Origin of the sequence: Specibacter sp. NPDC078692 (assembly GCF_040686835.1) — a bacterium.
GTDB lineage: Bacteria > Actinomycetota > Actinomycetes > Actinomycetales > Micrococcaceae > Specibacter.
In genome coordinates this window covers 255275-275617 of sequence record NZ_JBFBLV010000001.1, presented here as the reverse complement: position 1 = coordinate 275617, position 20343 = coordinate 255275, and the positions used below count along the sequence as shown (strand labels likewise).

At 60.1% G+C, this 20343-nt stretch carries 18 protein-coding genes; 3 read left to right on the top strand and 15 right to left on the bottom strand.

Features of this window, described 5'->3' with window-relative positions:
- Positions 1–13 precede the first annotated feature (13 nt).
- Together AB0O97_RS01320 and AB0O97_RS01315 are read right to left on the bottom strand one after the other, a co-directional pair.
- Positions 14–1111 carry a histidinol-phosphate transaminase gene (locus AB0O97_RS01320; protein ID WP_363879049.1) on the bottom strand — a complete coding sequence of 366 codons (1098 nt, stop codon included), beginning with the start codon at positions 1109–1111 and terminating at the stop codon, positions 14–16.
- A gap of 76 nt (positions 1112–1187) precedes the next feature.
- Positions 1188–1673 (bottom strand): LysM peptidoglycan-binding domain-containing protein, encoded by a 486-nt coding sequence (locus AB0O97_RS01315; RefSeq protein WP_363836441.1) that lies wholly within the window; start codon positions 1671–1673, stop codon positions 1188–1190.
- A 333-nt stretch (positions 1674–2006) separates the two neighbouring features.
- Here AB0O97_RS01315 and lexA point away from each other — a divergent pair, with 333 nt between their 5' ends.
- The gene (gene lexA, locus AB0O97_RS01310) at positions 2007–2696 is read left to right on the top strand and encodes a transcriptional repressor LexA (RefSeq protein WP_363838079.1); all 690 of its coding nucleotides are present in this window, start codon (positions 2007–2009) and stop codon (positions 2694–2696) included.
- 274 nt (positions 2697–2970) lie between these two features.
- Here lexA and AB0O97_RS01305 read toward each other — a convergent pair whose 3' ends face one another.
- Both AB0O97_RS01305 and hflX read right to left on the bottom strand, forming a co-directional pair.
- A complete protein-coding gene (locus AB0O97_RS01305; RefSeq protein ID WP_363879046.1) occupies positions 2971–4995 on the bottom strand; it encodes an ATP-dependent DNA helicase in 2025 nt (674 codons plus the stop codon).
- Entirely contained in the window at positions 4988–6649 is a 1662-nt protein-coding gene (gene hflX / locus AB0O97_RS01300; RefSeq protein ID WP_363879043.1) for a GTPase HflX, read from the bottom strand. Before hflX ends, AB0O97_RS01305 begins: the two co-directional genes overlap by 8 nt.
- A gap of 158 nt (positions 6650–6807) precedes the next feature.
- On the opposite strand from hflX, the gene AB0O97_RS01295 reads away from it, so the two are divergent.
- A complete protein-coding gene (locus tag AB0O97_RS01295; protein WP_363879107.1) occupies positions 6808–7446 on the top strand; it encodes a methyltransferase in 639 nt (212 codons plus the stop codon).
- On the opposite strand, the gene dapF is transcribed toward AB0O97_RS01295, so the two are convergent.
- From dapF to AB0O97_RS01260, 7 genes are all read right to left on the bottom strand, one after another.
- Entirely contained in the window at positions 7443–8375 is a 933-nt protein-coding gene (gene dapF, locus AB0O97_RS01290; RefSeq protein ID WP_363879040.1) for a diaminopimelate epimerase, read from the bottom strand. The genes AB0O97_RS01295 and dapF overlap by 4 nt on opposite strands.
- Before the next feature lie 63 nt (positions 8376–8438).
- Entirely contained in the window at positions 8439–9413 is a 975-nt protein-coding gene (gene miaA, locus AB0O97_RS01285; protein WP_363879037.1) for a tRNA (adenosine(37)-N6)-dimethylallyltransferase MiaA, read from the bottom strand.
- Positions 9410–10987, bottom strand: coding sequence for a tRNA (N6-isopentenyl adenosine(37)-C2)-methylthiotransferase MiaB (gene miaB / locus AB0O97_RS01280; protein ID WP_363838085.1), 1578 nt, complete (start codon positions 10985–10987; stop codon positions 9410–9412). The genes miaA and miaB overlap by 4 nt, the downstream gene beginning before the upstream one ends.
- A 77-nt stretch (positions 10988–11064) precedes the next feature.
- Positions 11065–12411, bottom strand: a complete 1347-nt coding sequence (locus tag AB0O97_RS01275; protein WP_363879034.1) for a lytic transglycosylase domain-containing protein — start codon at positions 12409–12411, stop codon at positions 11065–11067.
- A gap of 88 nt (positions 12412–12499) precedes the next feature.
- Complete coding sequence (locus tag AB0O97_RS01270) at positions 12500–13027, bottom strand: regulatory protein RecX (protein ID WP_363836452.1); 528 nt, start codon at positions 13025–13027, stop codon at positions 12500–12502.
- Positions 13028–13033: 6 nt separating this feature from the next.
- Positions 13034–14086: a recombinase RecA gene (recA, locus tag AB0O97_RS01265; protein ID WP_363836454.1), complete on the bottom strand. Its 1053-nt coding sequence runs from the start codon at positions 14084–14086 to the stop codon at positions 13034–13036.
- Between the two features lie 417 nt (positions 14087–14503).
- Positions 14504–14725 (bottom strand): DUF3046 domain-containing protein, encoded by a 222-nt coding sequence (locus AB0O97_RS01260; protein ID WP_363879031.1) that lies wholly within the window; start codon positions 14723–14725, stop codon positions 14504–14506.
- A 70-nt stretch (positions 14726–14795) separates the two neighbouring features.
- Between AB0O97_RS01260 and AB0O97_RS01255 the strand changes: the two genes are divergently transcribed.
- On the top strand, positions 14796–15269 hold the full coding sequence (locus AB0O97_RS01255; protein ID WP_363836458.1) for a MarR family transcriptional regulator: 474 nt from the start codon (positions 14796–14798) through the stop codon (positions 15267–15269).
- 128 nt (positions 15270–15397) lie between these two features.
- On the opposite strand, the gene AB0O97_RS01250 is transcribed toward AB0O97_RS01255, so the two are convergent.
- From AB0O97_RS01250 to AB0O97_RS01235, 4 genes are all read right to left on the bottom strand, one after another.
- Positions 15398–15835 carry a helix-turn-helix transcriptional regulator gene (locus AB0O97_RS01250; protein ID WP_363836460.1) on the bottom strand — a complete coding sequence of 146 codons (438 nt, stop codon included), beginning with the start codon at positions 15833–15835 and terminating at the stop codon, positions 15398–15400.
- 149 nt (positions 15836–15984) lie between these two features.
- Positions 15985–16497 carry a CinA family protein gene (locus AB0O97_RS01245; RefSeq protein WP_363836462.1) on the bottom strand — a complete coding sequence of 171 codons (513 nt, stop codon included), beginning with the start codon at positions 16495–16497 and terminating at the stop codon, positions 15985–15987.
- Between the two features lie 9 nt (positions 16498–16506).
- Positions 16507–17133 (bottom strand): CDP-diacylglycerol--glycerol-3-phosphate 3-phosphatidyltransferase, encoded by a 627-nt coding sequence (gene pgsA, locus AB0O97_RS01240; RefSeq protein WP_363836464.1) that lies wholly within the window; start codon positions 17131–17133, stop codon positions 16507–16509.
- Positions 17134–17209: 76 nt separating this feature from the next.
- Positions 17210–20140 (bottom strand): DNA translocase FtsK, encoded by a 2931-nt coding sequence (locus tag AB0O97_RS01235; protein ID WP_363879028.1) that lies wholly within the window; start codon positions 20138–20140, stop codon positions 17210–17212.
- Positions 20141–20343: the final 203 nt, after the last annotated feature.

Genomic DNA, 20343 nt, shown 5'->3' with positions numbered 1-20343 from the left:
TAAAGAGGCGTCCTCAGGCGGCAAGGAAGGCGCGCAGTCCTTCAAGGAAAGCTGTGGTCTCGGCTTCCGTACCTGCGGTGACACGCAAGTGGCCCGGAATTCCAACGTCGCGAATGAGTACGCCGTCGGCCAGCAAGGCTTCCCAGACCGCATGCGGATTCTCAAGTCCACCAAAGAAGACAAAGTTTGAATCGGACGGCGCCGGGCTAAGCCCTAGAGCAATGAGCTCGTTGACGATCCGGTCCCGCTGGACTTTGATCTGTTCGACATTGGCTAGCAGTGAGGTGGAGTTCCGTAGGGCTGCCACAGCTGTTGCTTGGGTAATGGCGGAGAGGTGGTAGGGCAGGCGGACCAGACGCAGGGCGTCGGTGACTTCCGGCGCAGCAGCCAGGTATCCCAGTCGTGCCCCTGCTAAGGCGAAGGCCTTGCTCATGGTGCGTGAGACCACCAGTCGAGGCCGCCCCTCGAGCAAGCTCAGAGCACTCTCGGTTCCTGTGTGGGCAAATTCTGCGTAGGCCTCGTCAACAATAACCATTGTTTGAGATGCCTCGCCGGCTGCATAGACGGCTTCCACAACGTCCAGGCCCAAAGCCGTTCCGGTGGGATTGTTGGGCGAGCAGAGGAACACGAGGTTCGGAGCATGCTGGCGAACCTGCTCGGCGGCAGATTCCGCAGAAAGACTGTAGTCCTGGGCGCGAACACCAGCGATGTAGCCTGTCCCGGTTCCGCTGGCGAGTAGCGGATACATGGAATATGTGGGAGGGAATCCCATGACGGTGCGGCCCGGACCTCCGAATGCCTGCAGTAACTGCTGGAGCACTTCATTGGATCCATTGGCCGCCCAAAGATTATCTTCACTCAAGCCGTGGCCAAGATAAGCCGCCAGCTCTTGGCGCAGAACGGTGAATTCTCTGTCCGGGTAGCGGTTGAGACCATTTAGCTCTTCGGCCACTGCTGCAAGGATTGCTTCCTTGGCATCGGCCGGAACACCAAAGGTGTTTTCATTAACATTCAGCAGCACCGGAACATCAAGCTGAGGTGCACCGTAGGGGTGCTGTCCACGCAAGTCGTCACGAAGCGGCAATTGACTTAGGCGTTCAAACTGGTCCATGCCCTCCAGCATATTTGCTTGCCGTGGAAAAGTTCGAAACGGCGACACAATGCGGACACCATCACCTGCAGGAGCGCTACTTCGGGATGGGAACGTAAAGCCGCTGACCTGCCTGCAGGACACCGGTGCCCAGATCGTTCAGTGCAACGATTTCGCGAACCACATGGCGTACATCGCGGGTGGGATCGGCAGCACCGGCAATGCTCCACAAGCTGTCGCCCTGCAAGACCGTCACGGCGACGGCGTAGTCGGCCATGTTGACCGCCTTCACCTCAGCGGCCGCGTTTGCCGGACTCGCGAGAGATCCGGCCATGATGGCAAAGGAGACAAACAAGATCAGCGCCGCGACAGCGAGAGTCGGGATGCCGAAGAACACCAACCGACCACGACGGGTCAAGCTGAGCCGAGTGCTGCCAGCGAAGTCCGCTGTGCCACAATCTGCTCCACCGATCTTCACTTCCCCTGATCGAACAGCTCCATGTTGGGCAGCACGATCCATGGTCGGTGCAGGGCCGGGCAGGGACACGCCAAAGGATGCGTGGGAGATAAGCAATGCGTTCATGACTTCTGGTCCTTTCACCGTGAATCCACTGCCCAGGGGCCAACTGCAGCCATCGGACCAAGATTCCACACTCAACATCTTCGATAGAACGTATGTTCTAATTTGCTACTAGTACAGTTTTAGCATCTATAGACGACACTTGCCAAGAGCAAATAGAACAAATGTTTGAAATTCGTCTCTTCGTGGCTTAAACTTGCAGAACAAGGATTGGCCGCTAGATGCAGTCCACCAGCAGGCACTGACATTGTTCAGGGCAGCCACGAAAGGACCGACGGAACCATGGCGCTTCCAGACCCGCCGCACCGCATTCCCCAAGCACCCAGCCGCGCTGGAATGAAGGGCCTGACGGTAAGGCAGAAGAAAATTCTCGAGTGCATCCAACGGTGCATTGCCGACAAGGGCTACCCGCCCTCAATGCGCGAAATTGGCGATTCCGTGGGGCTGGCTAGCCTTTCCAGCGTCACTCATCAGCTGACCCAGTTGGAGCGCCACGGCTATTTGCGCCGTGATCCCAAGCGTCCCCGCGCCATGGAAGTTCTCATCCCGCTGGTATTGGACAGCGGAGTTGTCGAAATCGAAGGCGTTAGCGCACCGAAGACTCTGCGCAGTTCGAACGGTCTGAACTTTGCCGAACTGAGCAGTTCTTCGGACACCGCTTTTGTGCCTCTCGTGGGCCGCATCGCAGCAGGTGGCCCCATCTTGGCTGATCAGTCAGTGGATGACATCATGCCTTTGCCGCGGCAGATCGTGGGCAGCGGTGAATTGTTCATGCTCAGGGTCCAGGGTGATTCCATGATCGACGCCGCCATCTGCGACGGCGACTGGGTTGTTGTGCGTCAACAGCCAACAGCCAACAACGGCGACATTGTGGCGGCATTGCTCGAGGATGAGGCGACCGTCAAGACGTTCCGTCAGCGTGACGGTCACACCTGGCTCCTGCCACAGAACACTCGCTATGAGCCGATTCTGGGCGACCATGCCACCATCATGGGCAAGGTCGTCTCGGTGCTGCGAAGCCTCTAACCGAAGTCTCTAACGAAAAAACCGATAGCCGGCCGCCGTTGGCGCGTGCCGAAGAAGTACGAAGGCACCCCGTCAGCTCATGAGCTGATGGGGTGCCTTCGTGTGTGGCAGCCAAAATGTGTGTACAGCCCGGAGTGTCAGTGGCTTCTGCTTCCAAACAGCAGATGACGCGCTTAACCAGTTCGAGACTGCAGAAGACGCGACAAATCCGCGATTTTCATCGCATCATCTGCGTTTTCAAATCCAGCCCGTAACCCTGCCTTCGTGGGTGGCACTACTTGCCGGAGAGCCGCTTCAGCGCGCCCAACGCCACGGTTCTGTCCTTAGTGGACCAGAAAGGCGGTAGAGCGGCACGCAGGAAACCGCCGTAGCTGGCATTGGCCAGACGGGAATCAAGTACAGCAACCACGCCCCGGTCTTGGCTGGAACGGATCAACCGGCCCACCCCCTGCGCGAGGCGCACCGCTGCATGGGTGGCAGAGATGGCAATAAATCCGTCACCGCCACTTTGCGCCACGGCACGGGCGCGGGCAGTGACCAGCGGATCATCCGGGCGCGGGAACGGGATCCTATCTATCACCACAAGACGGCAGGAGGCTCCTTGCACATCAACACCTTGCCAGAGCGACATGGTACCGAACAGGCAGGTGTCCGGTTCATCGGCGAACTGTTTAATGAGCCCGGACATGGAGGAGTCCCCCTGGCACAGGATCTTCACCTTGAGCTTTTTGCGGAGCTTCTCGGCTGCGTCTTCTGCAGCACGCCGCGAAGAGAACAGAGCCAAGGTTCCGCCACCGGCGGCGGTGATGAGCGCTTCCAATTCATCTAATTGCTCAGCGGACATCCCGAAGCCGGGTTTCTGCAGATGGGCGGCGACATAGAGCATGCCTTGTTTGGGGTAGTCGAACGGCGAACCGACATCGGCCCCCGTCCAAGTGGGAGCGCTGGGCCCCAAAAGACCGAGCCCGCCAGCTGTGGCTTGGAAGGACTCGCCAATAGCAAGAGTGGCCGAGGTGAGCACTACCGTCCGATCGGCAAACAAGCCCTCCCGCAATTTCATCGCCACGCTCAAGGGTGCGATGTTGAGCACTGCCGGCTCATTTTCATCCGCCTTCTGATAGCCCTTGCCCGGTGCGAAGGAACCCGGCCGCGAGGCCCACACCACCTCACGGGCATCATTGGCAACCAGCAGACGCTCGCACAAATCGAAGATCAGATTGAGCCTGGATCGGGCAATCGAACGCCCGCCGTCGGCGGCAGCATTACCCTCAGGCTTAGAATCGGACAAGGCGGCACGTACCGCGTCACGCAATTGCTCCACAGCTTGAGATTGCACCTCGTTGAGCCCCTGTGGGAATAGCCCCTCGGGAACACCAGCTAAGGCAAGGTCCAGTGCCGCGGCGCTGGCCTGCAAGGCGTCCACGGAAACAGCGGTGTGCTTGCGCGTGCTTGACGCCGCCGCCTGCACCATCTGCACAGAGAGTTGCCCGGTGACCGCGCCTGTTACGCGATCCTGGAGCTCATGTGCTTCATCGACCACCACCACGTCATAGTCGGGAAGCACGGCGATGCCTTCAAAGGCACTGATGGCCAGCATGGCGTGGTTGGTGACCACAATGTCAGCCTCTGCTCCGCGGGCACGGGCCAGCTCCGAGAAGCACTCGGTAGCCATCGGGCACTTCTGGGCGCCCAGACATTCCATGGAGGTTACAGAGACCTGCCGCCAGGCTTTGTCCGTCACTCCCGGAACAATCTCGTCCCTGTCGCCGGTGTCTGTTTCCTGCGCCCATTCGCGCAGACGCACCACTTCCTTGCCGAGCTGTGAGGTGGGCCCGGAGGTGGCACTGGGAGGGTGAGCCACGTTGTCTTCGCCAAGACTAAAAAGGGCGCCCTCGCCGGTGTCTTCGGTAGGGAAACCACCTGCCAGTTTTTGCCGGCACACATAGTTGCTGCGGCCCTTGACTAAAGCAACGTCAATGGCCCGCGGCAACATCGGTTTCAGGGCAGCCAACAACCTAGGTACGTCCCTGCCCACGATCTGTGCTTGGAGGGCAAGGGTCGCGGTGGCAATCACCGCAGGCTTGTCGCTGGTCAGGGAGTTGACGATCAGTGGTATCAGGTAGGCGAGGGACTTTCCGGTCCCCGTGCCCGCCTGAACCAGCAGGTGGTCCCCGCTCTCAAGAGCGGCAACTACCCGGCGTACCATTTCATGCTGGCCATCGCGGCGTTGCCCGCCCATGGCGTCAACGGCCCGATCCAAAAGGTCCAGTGCCTGCTGCGAAAGTTCACTATCAGGCATGCTGGACAAACGGTTCAACCTCTGCAGCCAAGTCTTCACGGACACGAACCTGAGCCAAGGTGCCCTGCTCTCCATGTTCCAGACTGATGATCTCAGCATCGCTGCGATGCAATTTGTTCAGCACATCGCCACGGTCATAAGGGACCAGCAATGTCAGCACGACGCTGGGGTGCGGAATCCCTTCCTTGATGGCTTCGAGCAACTCCTCGATGCCTTGTCCTGTCCTGGCCGAGACCACCACAGAGCGGGACTCACGCTGGCGAAGACGCTCCACCACAAAGGGATCGGCGATATCTACCTTGTTCAGGATGATGATTTCCGGGATCTGGAGTGCCTCGACTTCGGCAAACACCGAGCGAACCGCAGAGATCTGCCCCTCCGGGTCTGGGTGGGAAGCATCGACAATGTGCAGGATCAGATCCGCGTCGGCGACTTCCTCCAAAGTGGAGCGGAAGGCTTCCACCAGTTGGGTGGGCAGTGCGCGGACAAACCCTACAGTGTCAACCAAGGTGTAGCCCAAGCCGTCAGAAGTCTCGGTTTTACGGACCGTTGGATCCAGTGTTGCGAACAGTGCGTTCTCCACGAGCACGCCCGCATCAGTGAGACGGTTCAGCAGCGAGGACTTGCCAGCATTGGTGTAGCCGGCAATGGCCACTGAAGGCACATTGTTGCGTTTGCGGTTGGCGCGTTTGGTTTCCCGGGCAGGAGCCATTGCTGCGATCTCGCGGCGCAGTTTCGCCATGCGGGTGCGGATCTTGCGTCGGTCCAGTTCCATCTTTGTTTCACCGGGACCACGGGAACCAATACCGCCACCTGCAGCACCCACCCGGCCACCAGCCTGACGAGACATGGATTCACCCCAGCCACGCAGTCGTGGCAAAAGGTATTCCATCTGGGCCAGTTCAACTTGAGCCCGGCCTTCACGGGATTGGGCATGCTGGGCAAAAATATCCAGAATCAGTGCAGTCCGGTCAATAACCTTAACCTTGACAACCTCTTCAAGCGTGCGCCGCTGGGACGGTGAGAGGTCACCGTCAATGACCACGGTGTCTGCGCCGGTGGCGTGCACCATCTCCTTGAGTTCCTGGGCCTTGCCCTGTCCCAAGAACGTTGCCGGATCAGGCTTGGCCCTGCGCTGCACCAAACCGTCCAGGACTTCCGATCCTGCCGTTTCAGCCAGAGCAGCCAGCTCTCGCAGCGAGTTCTCGGCATCGGCCATGGTGCCAGAGGACCACAGACCAGCGAGCACTACGCGTTCAAGGCGCAACTGGCGGTATTCGACTTCGCTGACGTCTTCGAGCTCAGTGGACAGGCTTGCCTGACGGCGCAGCGCGTTGCGGTCAGCCAACTCGCTCTGATCACCATCAGAGAGGCTGTGCTGGAAATTCAGGGTGGACACGGCTTGCGCCCGTCCTTCAAGCGGCCTGGTGGCAGGGGCCCCACCGAACGGATCTTGGGCCTCAATGTCCTCATCCGCACGCGTGGCACGGGAAGCGGCCGCGTCCTTGGCCAAAATCCGGTCAATCACGGCTTCAATCTCCGCGGCAGAAAGGGACTCCTCCCCCGTGCTGTGGCCCTGTGAAGGTGCCGTGTTCTCCCCGTCACGGGGCAGCTCGTTGCCGTCGGAACCATTGTGTGCAGATGCGTGGGACATATTCTCCTTATAGGCTGTTACCCTCAATCGTAGTCCGAGCCACCGACACTCACACCTTTTGAGGTTCTTGGCTTGTGGATAATCACACGTGTGCATGTGCTGCGCTTAGGCGCGCCTAGATACACAAAGCGGTCGTTGGGCACTAATCTGGCATGACTATGGGTACTCAGGGTGCAGATCACTATTTCAGTTCACAACCGTCCACGCCGATGAAACGCCGGCCACTTCGCGTAGTTTTGGCTGGCGAGGAGCGCAATCTCCACACAGCCGGGGGCATCTTCAGCCCTGATGGTGTGGACAAAGGCACCACCATCTTGCTCAATGAAGCACCACCACCGGCCACTGCCGGTAACCTCTTGGACATCGGCTGCGGCTGGGGACCCATTGCGCTCACTCTGGCGCTGCGCTCCCCTGCAGCAACGGTGTACGCGGTGGACGTCAATGAGCGTTCCATCGAGCTGACCCAGGACAACGCCAAGGCTCTGGGATTGGCCAACGTCAAGGCGTCAACTCCCGACGCCGTTGATGCAGAGCTGCGCTTCACGACCATCTGGTCCAATCCGCCCATCCGCGTGGGCAAGGCCGAGCTGCACTCGATCCTGCTGATGTGGCTGCCCCGTTTGGCCCACAACGGCACGGCCTACCTTGTGGTGCAAAAGAACTTGGGCGCTGATTCGTTACAGCGCTGGCTGACCGCCGAACTTAGCGAGCAGTTCCCTGAAGCCGGCTTTACGGTGGCTCGCGATTCCACGAATAAGGCCTTCAGGATTCTGAAGGTGACCCGCACCAAGCCTTAAGCGCTCAACCCGTCGGCAAAAACACCTTCTGCCACGATGACGGCGGGCCCGCTCAGCTCCACATGCTCGCGACCATCGGATCCGGGGAAGAAACGCACACCGAGAATGCCGCCCGGCACTGCTACGGCCCAGCTGTCCGGGGCCTGGTCACCGGCCCAAAAACGGGTGGCGGCTGCCGCAGCACAGGCACCGGTCCCGCAGGAGAGAGTCTCCCCCACGCCACGTTCGTGAACACGCATACTGATGCGTCCGACGTCGTCCGTCACCAAAGGCTCGGCAGGCACCGCAAACTCCACATTGGTCCCGTGCAGGGGCTCCGGAGTGACGGCGGGCGCCACGGTGAGGTTGGCTGCTGCCATCTCACTCAGATCCGCCAGCGCCACCACCGTGTGCGGGTTGCCCATGGTGATGGACAGGGCGGGGCGCGCCACGGCCAGCCCGGCCGTCTCGACCAGCGAGTCGCTACCGCTCGGGGCCTGCTCGGGGTGAATGAAACCCCAGTGGCCCATGTCCACGCTGTACCCGTCTGCAGTGCGAGCCACCACCTTGACGCCGGCCCGGGTGCCGATCACGAGCTCGTCACCGGCGCCCAGCTCCACGAGGCCCTGCGTCACGAGGAAGTGGGCAAAAACGCGCACCCCGTTGCCGCACATCTCAGAGATGGAACCGTCGCCGTTGTAGTAATCCATGAACCATTCGGCGCCCGGATTTTCCTCCAGCAGCGCCGTTCCCTCGGGGATGTTCTTGGAGCGGACGGCACGGATCAGGCCATCTCCGCCCAGTCCACGGCGCCGATCGCAGAGCCTGGCAACCTGTTCTGGCGCCAGTTCACGCTCCCCCCCGGGATCGGCCACGAGCACAAAGTCGTTGCCGGTGCCGTGGCCTTTTCCAAAGCGCAGGCCTGTCAGGGAGGTGCTGGTTGCAGTCATGGAATAACTCTAAAGCACCCCACGCACGACGCCGGTACTTGGCTTACTATGCGCCGGCTTTACTCAGCTGCTGGCTGGGCTGGCTGGGCTGGCCGCCGCGACGAGTGCCGCCGCCGATTCAACGAGGTCCGGCTGGGACCAATCCAGCCACTGCACACGCGGATCGGCTCGGAACCAGGTGAGCTGGCGACGAGCGAATTGGCGCGTGGCCACAATGGTTTCTTCGCTGGCCCGCTCCACGGTGGACTCGCCGTCAATAACGCGCAGGAACTGCTGATAGCCGAGTGCTTTGTGTGCGGTGCGCCCCTCCCGCAGTCCTTCGGGAATGAGTGCCGCGACTTCATCGAGCAGGCCAGCATCCACCATCTTGTGAACCCGTGTACCTAAACGCTGGTGCAGCTGGGCACGGTCGCCGTTGAGCCCGATCTGCACGGTGGGGCTCACATATTGGCGATCGGGCATGAAGGAACTGAAAGGCCGGCCCGTAATCGCGTGTACTTCCAGGGCCCGCACCGCGCGTTTACCGTCGTTGATACGGGCAGCGGAGACTGGGTCCACCTCGTTGAGTCGGTGCAGGAGGGTGGCCAAGCCATCGCTCTCCAGTTCAGCCTCGAGGGCTGCTCTGACGGTGGGCTCGGTGCCAGGGAACTCCAAAACATCCAATGCCGCCCGGTTGTACAGACCGGAACCACCCACCAGAATGGGCAGCTTACCCCGTGATCGGATGTCCGCAATGGCGGCACGGGCCAGCTGCTGGAAGGCAGCCACCGTGGTGTCCTCTTTGACGCTGAGGAAATCCATCAGATGGTGCGGGATGCCGCGCCGTTCTGCCAGGGGAAGTTTGGCCGTACCAATGTCCATACCCCAGTAAAACTGCATCGAGTCTGCGTTAATGGCCTCGCCATCGAAACGCTCCGCCAGTGCTAGGGCCAGCTCCGATTTCCCTGAGCCCGTGGGGCCAACAATAGCCACCACTGGAAGCATCTCCGGCGCTGCCACCACAGGGGCGTTCGCAGAAGCCTCCGGTGCTGGGGTCATGCTGAACGAACCGGAAGCGTCGGCATGCCCAGGCTTACCTTGGGCCGGACGGCGTCGGAAGTTCCAGACGCCGTTGGGACGCCGCAGGATTCGGCTTGGGCCAAATCCCAGGCATCTCCGGCACGTGAGCGGCGCAGCTGGTAATTGGCCAGATCCGGGTCAGCCACGAGATGGAAGGCTGCAGCATCGGTAATGGTGACGGTAACCAGATCGCCGGGGCGCGGGGCCTGGGCGCCCTCGGGGACGCTGAAGTGGACCAGCCGTTGATCCCGGGCACGACCGGACAAACGATTGGTCTCCGCGGCCTTGCGTCCGGAAGTGGCCGTCACCATGACCTCCACCTTGCGACCAATCTGCAAAGCGTTTTCCTCGGCACAGATCCGGTCCTGGAGTGCTGTCAAACGCAAGAAGCGTTCCTGAACAATTTCCTTGGGCAACTGATCTGGCAGATCCGCGGCAGGAGTGCCGGGGCGTTTGGAATATTGGTAGGTGAAAGCGGTGGCGAAGCGTGACTTTTCAACGACGTCGAGCGTGGCTTGGAAGTCTTCCTCGGTTTCACCAGGGAAGCCGACAATGATGTCAGTAGAGATGGCGGCGTGCGGGATTTGTTCGCGCACACGGTCCAGAATTCCCAAGAACTTAGCTGACCGGTACGAGCGGCGCATGTCCTTGAGGACCTTATCGGAACCGGATTGCAGCGGCATGTGCAGCTGCGGCATGACATTGGGAGTTTCGGCCATGGCGGCAATCACATCGTCGGTGAATGCGGCTGGGTGCGGGCTGGTGAAGCGGAGCCGTTCCAAGCCCTTGATCTCGCCGCAGGCGCGCAGCAATTTGCCAAAAGCTAGTTTGTCTCCGAATTCGACGCCGTAGGAGTTCACATTTTGGCCCAGTAGCGTGACTTCGATGGCGCCGTCGTCGACCAGTGCCTGGATCTCGGCCAAGATTTCCCCGGGGCGGCGGTCGCGTTCCTTGCCGCGCAGTGAAGGCACAATGCAGAAGGTGCAGGTGTTGTTGCAGCCGACGGAGATGCTGACCCAGCCCGAGTACACCGAATCGCGGCGGGTGGGCAGGGTCGAGGGGAACACTTCGAGGGACTCGAGGATCTCCAATTGTGCATCGGCGTTGTGCCGGGCACGCTCTAGCAGAACGGGCAGGGCACCCACATTGTGTGTACCGAAGACAACGTCCACCCAGGGTGCCCGCTTTTGGATGGTGTCGCGATCCTTTTGCGCTAAGCAGCCGCCCACGGCAATCTGCATACCGGGGTTGGTTTCCTTGATGTGCGCGAGCATTCCCAAGTTGCCATAGAGCTTATTGTCAGCGTTCTCGCGGACCGCGCAGGTGTTGAAAACCACCACATCGGGAACAGCATCACCGTTGGCGTCAATAATGCGTGCCGGACCGGCTTCTTCAACGGCCACCATTCCTGCTGTTTCCAACAGCCCTGCCATGCGCTCTGAGTCATGGACGTTCATCTGGCAGCCATACGTGCGTACCTGATAGGTGCGGGGATGGCTGGCTGGGACTACTGTGCTTACGGGGCTGGCGGAAGGATCTACGCTATTTGGGATCAGGCTCACCCATCCAGCTTAAGACCAACCGTCGCGGAACAGCTAAACGGCTCCACTGGCGCGCCAGCGAGTGGGGATCAGTACCAGCCGACGCTTTGGGAGTGGTTCCATGCTCCGCACGGTGAAACGTAACGGTTCTTGATGTACCCCATGCCCCATTCGATCTGGGTGCGGTAGTTGGTCAGCCAGTCTGATCCGGCGGAAGCGTACTTCCCTGGGGGCAGCGACTGGGCAATGCCATAGGCGCCGCTGTAAGGGTTGGTGGCGTTGGTACGCCAATTCGATTCCCGTTCCCATAGCAGGTTCAGGCACTGAAATTCGCTCTGCGCCCATCCATAAGCGCCCAATCGCGACGACGCGTAGGCCTTGGCCCCAGCTGGATCGTTGACGGCACCGCCAGGGATATTGGGCAGTAGAACCTCTACAGGAATATAACCCCCAGGGTTGGTCTCTACCGGCGGGGCAACAGGTTTGGGCACAACAGGCTTAGGAGCAGCGGGTTGGGGCGCCGGATTCGGATTGCCAGGCCGCGGCGCCGGGTGGGTGGCCGCTGGGTTTTGTTGTGCGGCCTCTGCTTTGCGATCAGCTTCGGCTTGTCGGGCGGCTTCGGCCGCCGCGGCCGCTTGGCGTTTAGCTTCCTGTGCCTCGTTGTAGGCGGCCAGTGCTTCCTGCCCCTGCCTGTACTGCGCTTCTTTGGCTGCGGTGGTGTTGTTGAGAGTAGCCAACTGGGCCGTGAGCGTGGCGCTTTGCTCCTTTTTTGCATCCAACTGAGCCACCACGGCATTTTGGGCGGCAACGGCGGCGTCCCTAGATACCAGCGCTTCGGCAGCGAGTAGCGCTTGTGCGTCCTGCGCTGCTTGGCGGGTCTTCTCGAGGGCAGTCGCTGCCGCCTGTGATTGTTGAGCCCTGGCCTGTTTTTGGGCTGCCTGCTCCCCCACTTGTTGCAGCAGTTCCACACCGTTGAGACTTTCCGGTGTTTCTAGTGCGGCCATGGTGGCAAAAAAGCCTAGATCGGTGCCACCGTTCTTGTAGCTTTGCACGGCGATGGCAACGGCGTCTTTTTTGTGTTTCGCGGCCTCCTCAGCAGCGCGGCTGGCCTGCTCACTCAAGACGCTCACCTCCGCAGCGGCGGCGTCTAGTTTGCGTTCAGTCAGGGCATAATTGGCCCCTGCGTCAACGGCGGCTGTGCCCAAGGTGCCGGCATCATTTTCCAGTGAGTCCAGCAACTGCCCAATCTTGGACACCGCCGCGGCTGTAGCTGCCGCATCGCCCTTGGCAGCTTGGACTTCAGCCCATGTAGGGAAGCCCGACGGCGGCGCGTCTTGCGCAAGTGCGGGCCCCATCGTGACTCCGTAGACGAGAAAAATCCCTGCCGTCACGGTGCCAGCAAGGAATCTACTCAGGGGTGGAAGTTGAGTACGCATATGTCGCCAGCATAGCGGGTACCGGAGCTTTCATGCAGAAAAAGACACCAGCTCCCCTAGCTGCAGCAGCTTTCAGCTCAGGCTTCCATCATTCTGCTATCAAACTTTCATCAATCACTTCGCCGACAATTGCGAAGGCGTTGGACGGGTTGAAGCCTTTCCTCGCCAGCATGGCAACCCACCGACGGGTGTATTTATCCCGTTCGGTCCGGTCCCCTAGATTCATGGACGGACGGACCTTGCGCTGCACCAGATCACGAGCCTGTTCCCGCTCCGTATCGTCATCAACCTGTGCAAGGGCCTCGTCAATGAGATCTTCAGCAATGCCCTTCTCTGCCAATTCACGCCGTAACGCACCACGGGCCAGTGATTTGTACAGTGACCGGGTGCGGACCCATTCTTGGGCGAACTCGGCGTCGTCAATAAGCTTGACCACCTCGAAGCGGTCCAGCACTGCTTCGGCAACATCCGCAGGGATCTCCCGTTCGGCCAGTTTTTGGCTGAGCTGGAAGCGACTCTTGGCAGAGTGTGAGAGTTGGCGCAACACAATGGATCTGGCAGTTGACGCCGGGTTGGCGTCAACTGCCGGATCCGAGCCGCGAGGTACGGAATTCATCTCGGCCTAGAAGCCGTCCACTGCTTTAAGCTTGGGGGCTTCCTCATCTTCGGTGGGAGCAATGACCCCAACACCGAGCTTGGCCTTGATCAAACGCTCCAGTTCATCGGTGAGTTCCGGGTTGTCTTTCAAGAATCGACGTGAGTTTTCCATACCCTGACCCAGCTGGTCGCCATCGTAGGTGTACCAAGAACCGGACTTGCGGATGATGCCGTGCTCCACACCCATGTCAATGATTCCGCCTTCACGCGAAATACCCACACCGTAAATGATGTCGAATTCGGCGATTTTGAAGGGCGGGGCCATCTTATTCTTGACAACCTTGGCCTTGGTGCGGTTACCAACGGCGTCCGCACCTTCCTTCAAGGTCTGGATGCGGCGTACATCGATACGGATGGAGGCGTAGAACTTCAGCGCCTTTCCACCCGTGGTGGTCTCCGGGCTACCAAAGAACACACCGATCTTTTCACGCAACTGGTTGATGAAAATGGCGGTGGTTTTTGTCTGGCTCAGGCGTCCGGTAATCTTCCGGAGCGCCTGGCTCATCAACCGTGCCTGGAGGCCGACGTGGCTGTCGCCCATGTCGCCTTCAATTTCCGCGCGCGGCACCAAGGCTGCCACGGAGTCAATGACAATGACATCCAAAGACCCTGAACCAATGAGCATGTCCATGATTTCCAAGGCTTGCTCACCGGTATCCGGCTGGGACACCAGCAAGGCATCAGTGTCGACACCGAGCTTGGCGGCGTAGTCGGGATCTAGTGCGTGCTCAGCATCGATAAATGCGGCAAGACCGCCAAGCTTTTGGGCGCTAGCCACCGCGTGAAGAGCCAGGGTGGTCTTACCGGAAGACTCCGGCCCATATATCTCAACAACTCGCCCGCGAGGCAGGCCACCTATACCCAGAGCCACATCCAAGGCGATGGATCCGGTGGGGATCACTTCAATGGGTGCACGGATGTCATCACCCAAGCGCATGACGGAGCCCTTGCCAAATTGCTTATCAATTTGAGCCAATGCTGCTGCCAGCGCTTTGTCACGGTCTGCGGGAGCGGCCATGATTCACCTCGGTCTTTCCTGTGCGCCGTTTCCGGCCCCTTGAACTGCGCATTGGGCGCCATTCACGGTCTGTGGTTGATACGGTCAGTGCTCAGTGCCCTGACTCAATAGCCTGGACACTTTGTGGTTCTTCACCGGTTTCCCGGCATCCTGCCAAGCCCATGGCTCTGCAGGCTTTTCTCCATACCTAAAACGCTAGTTCAAGGGTCTGACATTGTCTGCTGTCACCGGCGCTCAAGCCCAAAATTGTGGAGAACTTTTTTGTTTCCTCCACAGGACGGCACTAAACCAGTATAAAGAAAATAGAATAAGTATTCGAACATTTCAGGGCGTGTCGCTAGGTCCTCGTTTGTCGAAGTACCGGAAACGTCCGAGACGCAAAGCAAATCTAGAGCCCCCTCGAGTGCCTGGGCACCACTAGCTCTTGGGCGCTACGTCCCTGCCTAGCCATCGCGAGGGAGGCACATCTTGCATCTTGCACACCTCGTGCCAGATTTCCTTGGGGTCGAATCCGGCACGTAACGCCTCACTTGCGGTGTTCCCCCCTACCCCAGCTAAAACCAGATCCCGGGCAAGCACCCGTGAATAGGAGGGACTAAATTCTTCATCCATCAAACGCCAAAATTCGCTAACTCTCACTCCCCCATTCTCGCACGACAGCCTCCTGCGGCAGACCGTTGCACAGGGGTGGTTCACTTAGAATTGATCCATGACAAGTCCTGCCGCGCCCGGCACACCTGCGAGCAGCGCCAAGGTCGCTGCCATAGAGCTTCTTGATTCCCAACTAAGCCTCTTCTCGCGCAGGGCCCGAGCCATCAACCACCAGCTGACACGAAGCGTCCACCCAGATTTGGAACCAGCAGCTTACGGTCTCTTGTCCGTCCTGATGCGTCAGGGTGGGATGCGTCTGACGGAGTTGGCAAAACGGATTGGCGTCGGCAAACCCTCGGTCAGCCGCCAGGTTACTTTCCTGGTTTCCCTTGGACTGGTGGCTAAGGAAGCAGACCGGCTTGACGGGCGTGCCCAACTCATTAATTTAACTCCCGCCGGCCTAGCGAAGATGAACTCGCTGCACGCCGGACGCCAACTGGCCTTCCATGAGCAGTTGGCTGGATGGGATGAGCGCGATCTCACCGATCTGGCCCGGCTGCTTGAGAAGCTCAACGCCGACTACGGTCGCTAGCCCCAGACGCTAGCCCGAAACTCGAAGAGCAGAATTTTCAGCAATAAAAAACCGGCCCTCACCGTAGATGGGGCCGGTTTTTTATTGCTTGTTAGTAGACGCTGCACAGGACTGATGCCCTTGGAATGCTAGACGTTGGACATCAAGCCCTTGTTGAGTTCGTCGGAGAGTTCCTCGTTCAGGTCTCTGCCATAGCGTGCAGCAAATTCCTGGGGAACAGTGTCCGGGACAGCCACGCCTTCGGCAATGGCCAGACGGTCGCTCACTTCACGGAGCATGAGTGACAAGGGAACGTCCAGGGCGGAACAAATGGAAGAGAGCAACTCTGAGGATGCTTCTTTTTGTCCGCGCTCGACTTCACTCAAATAGCCCAGTGAGACGCGTGCATTGTGTGAGACTTCGCGGAGAGTGCGGCCTTGACGTTGACGTACATCTCGCAGAACGTCGCCAATTTCGTGGCGTAGTACCACCATTTTGCGTTCCTTCTGCTGATGTGGTTTTGCGTCCGCCAAACCCACATCCCGCCAGCGCACCACGCCGTTTACGGATACGGGTTGTTTCACCATCGGTATCGCCTAACTCCTAGATTATTCACTGCAGTTCAATGGGTTGGGCTTCCCCAGTGAATGGTCCACTGGAAACCCCTTTGCCCGCTTGGTGTTCCCATCCTAGAGGGAAAGGGAGCATTTAGCGTTCATCATGACTAACTATCTGGTTACAACTTTTGTTCCCGAGCAGCTTTAACTGCTTCAGCCACGAGCGTCAAGGCAGCCTGGGTGGCCTGCACTCGGATAGCTTCCCGGTCTCCGTCAAAGTGGAATTCTTGAGCATGGGCCACCCCGTCAAGGGCCACCCCAATATAGACCAAGCCCACTGCTTTGCCTTGGTGCGGTTCAGGCCCAGCCACGCCGGTGGTGGAGATTCCTAACCGTGCCCCCACTGCAAGACAGGCGCCCAATGCCATACCGCAGGCCACTTCGGGATCCACGGCTCCCCTACTGGCCAAGAGCGCCGCTGAAACCCCGAGCTGCTTCTCCTTGACCGAATTCTGGTAGGCGATCACCCCACCTTGCAGCATGGCAGAGGCACCAGGAACCTCTGCGATGGTTGCGGCCACCATTCCAGCTGTGAGTGATTCCGCTGTGCCTACCGTGACGTTTTTCGCAATGGCACTGGCCACGAGGGCGGCCAATCCACTGGGCACGAATGCGGCTACGAGTGAGTCCATGGAGCGTCCTTAGCCCTGTGCCCCATTGCGGGTAGCGCCGTTGCCCCCGTTGTTCCCGCGCCCCGACCGGACCAACTGTCCGGCCTTGACGAGGTAGTCCACGCCCGTGACAACCGTGACGGCCAAGGCCACCAGCATGACCACGAGCGCAATAATACTCAGCCAGTCGTGTGCCGGGGTGACGGGAAGCAGATAGAAGAAGATGGCTACCGTCTGCAGGACGGTCTTGAGCTTGCCGCCCTTGGAGGCGGCCATGACACCATATCGGATCACCACAAAGCGCAACAGGGTAATACCGATTTCACGCACCAGCATGACTATGGTGACCCACCACCACAGCTCACCCACTGCCGAGAGCATGATCAGGGCCGAGCCAATCAGCAATTTATCGGCTATGGGATCGGCAATCTTGCCGAAGCTCGTGATGAGCCCGCGCGCCCGGGCGATGTCGCCGTCGAGCTTGTCAGTATAAATGGCCACCACAAACAGTCCTACGGCCAGCCAGCGCAAAGGTCCGTACTGGCCGTCGTCGGCGATGAAAGCCCAGACGAAGAAAGGCACCATGACAATGCGAAAGAGCGTCAAAGCGTTGGGAAGGTTCCAATTCGAAGGGCGCGGCGCCACCGTTTCACTCACAGTGCAAGGCTATCGGCAAAGTGAGCTTGCGCAGCATTCTCCGCCGGAACATCAGCTGGGGCTGCCGAGACTTTGGTTAGCGTCCGGTCAACGACCATGCGTCCTCGCCACCTTCTTCATCGTCATCACCGTCGTTGTACTCCACAGCTTGGGGGCGACTGGCCAGATCATCAGCTACCAGGTCACCACCCCAACCATGGTTGGCGTTGGCGTTCTCGGCCAGTGCCGCGGTCATAGGATCCAGGGCGGGAGTGGGCCCACCCGATGAAGGTTCGACGCCGGCCCCTCCTGCCAGCGGCCCGTCACCGCGGATGGCGGCCAGGGTTTCGGCGAGATCGTCCGGCTTGACCAGCACATCGCGGGCCTTGGAACCCTCTGAGGGGCCCACCACGCCACGTGACTCCAGCAGGTCCATGAGGCGGCCAGCCTTGGCAAAGCCCACGCGGAGCTTGCGCTGCAACATGGAGGTGGAGCCGAACTGTGTGGTGACCACCAGTTCGGTGGCCTGCAGCAGCAGATCCATGTCATCGCCAATGTCATCCTCGATGACCTTCTTGGGCGCCTCGGTGGCAATGACGTCGCGATAGGTGGCCTTGAGCTGGCCCTTGACGTGATCCACCACTGCCTTGATTTCAGCCTCGGTAACCCACGCACCCTGCACACGTACGGGCTTGGACTTGCCCATGGGCAGGAACAATGCGTCACCTTGACCCAGCAACTTCTCAGCACCGGGCTGATCCAAGACCACGCGGGAGTCGGTGACGGATGAGGTGGCAAAAGCCATACGCGAGGGCACGTTCGCCTTGATCAGACCCGTCACCACATCCACGGAAGGACGCTGGGTGGCAAGGACCAAATGGATACCGGCGGCACGGGCCAGCTGGGTGATACGCACAATGGAATCTTCCACATCGCGCGGAGCCACCATCATGAGGTCGGCGAGCTCGTCCACAATCACCAGCAGGTACGGGTAGGGCCGAACCACGCGCTTGGACCCTTCGGGCGGATGGACGTTGCCAGCCTTGACGGCTTTGTTGAACTCGTCAATGTGCTTGAAGCCGAAGTTGGCCAGATCGTCGTAACGCGTATCCATTTCGCGCACTACCCACTGCAGGGCTTCGGCGGCCTTCTTCGGATTGGTGATGATGGGAGTGATCAGGTGCGGCACACCCTCATACGCCGTCAATTCCACGCGCTTGGGGTCCACCATGACCATGCGCACCTCATCCGGTGTGGCACGCATCAGGATGGAAACGATCATGGAGTTCACAAAAGACGACTTACCAGCACCGGTAGCACCGGCCACCAGCAAGTGCGGCATCTTGGCCAGGTTGGCCACCACAAAGCCACCCTCAACGTCCTTGCCCACACCCATAACCATGGGGTGTTCGGTGCGGCGGGCATTGGCTGAACGCAGCACATCGCCCAGGACAACAATTTCCTTATCGGCGTTGGGGATCTCAATACCAATGGCACTCTTGCCCGGGATGGGGCTGAGGATACGCACATCGGAGGACGCCACGGCGTAAGAAATGTTCTTGCTCAGTGCTGTGACCTTTTCCACCTTGGTGCCCGGCGCCAGCTCAATTTCGTAGCGGGTCACGGTGGGTCCGCGGCTGAAACCGGTGACGGCAGCATCAACATTGAACTGCTGCAAAGTGTTGGTCAGCGCATCCACCACGGCGTCATTGGCGGCCGTGGCATCTTTGCCGGGAGGTCCGGCTGGCAAGTATTCCGAATCGGGCAGCGTGTAGGTGACATCGCCGGAGAGCTGGAGCTGTTCCGAACGTGCCGGGATGGGCGTTGGCGGCGCCATCGGCGGGGCGGGAATGGCACGTGCCACCGCCGCATCGACGTCATACACTCCCCCGGCGGCCGGTGCGCCAGCACGTGGTTCACGCGGCGAGTTATCGGCAACGACGCCGATTGCCTCGGTGACCGGTTCGGCATTTTCCTGCTGCGCGTCAAACACGTCAGAGGAGGTGGGCAGCCCTTGGCGGGCCTTGATCTTATCGGCCGCCAGCTGATCCCGTGTGGGCCGCCGGACTCCGGGGCGGAGCGCAGGAGCGGACGACGCCGGCTCCTCGGTCTCGCTGTCATCGGCCGCGATGAGCGGGGTGTCGAAAGCTTCAATACCGAGCAGCTCCGCTTCTTCCTCGGCTGTCTTGGCCGCCTTCTGGCGGGCTCGCAGACTGCGAGGCTTCTTGCCAGCGGCTTGCCCGTCATTTTCGTACAGGTAGCTTTGATCGTGCCCGTCGCCGCGTGGTGCAGTGGCCGGGGCGGTGCCCATGAGCTGTTCGTAGACTCCACGCAGGCGGGCCGGAATGTGCCGTACTGGGGTATTCGTCAGGACAAGGACGCTGGCGAATGCCACGAGGGAGAAGAAAATAATGGCGGTGATGTTGCCCAGTTTCGCGACGAGGCTACCGCTGAGAGCACCCACCATGCCGCCTGCAGCGCTGAGGCCGTCAAAGCCGTCAGCAATGTCGGGGTTCCCGGCGACCACATGCGCCAGGGCACAGCCGGCTAAGGTCATGATGGCGAAGCCCAGAGCCACCCTGTTATTGGTGGACATATTGCTGGGCTGGCGGAAGACCAGCACCGAGAAGATCAAGAACATCGGCGGGAGCAATGCTGCGAACCAGCCAAAGGTGCCCTGGAAGATGCCACGTACGCCGTCAGCGACAGGGCCGCCCAAGCCCCACCATTCAAAGGTGGCAATGAGTACGGCCAGCAAAAAGAACAACAGACCCGAGCCATCTCGGCGTTCCTCTGCGGGCATTTGGCTCTTGTCCGTGCCCATCCGACGGACAGCGCCGCCCACCAGGTGGCCGAAACCCTGCCAGAATGCCACAACCATGCGCACAGGCCACACCAAGTGAACCTCTGGCTCGGCAGCGGTTGATTTGTTGCGGGGCACGGGCATCTTGCTGGTCTTGGGGGCGCGCGAAGATGCGCCGCCCTTCTGACCAGAGGACGGACGGGTGGGTGTAGAACGAGTCGCCATGCCTCTAACGGTACCTGCCACGGCCCGGAACAACACGAATTTGCCCCTCGAACCGGCCGTGGTGGCAGGCACAGCGACGCGCCGGGTCCACAACCACCGTGTGGTTTAACTGTGTGGTTTAACTGCGTGGTTTATACCCACCCCACACCCGATGGCAGAGCAAGGTGAGAGGATCCGGCGTCGTACGTGAAGAACGTGCGCAT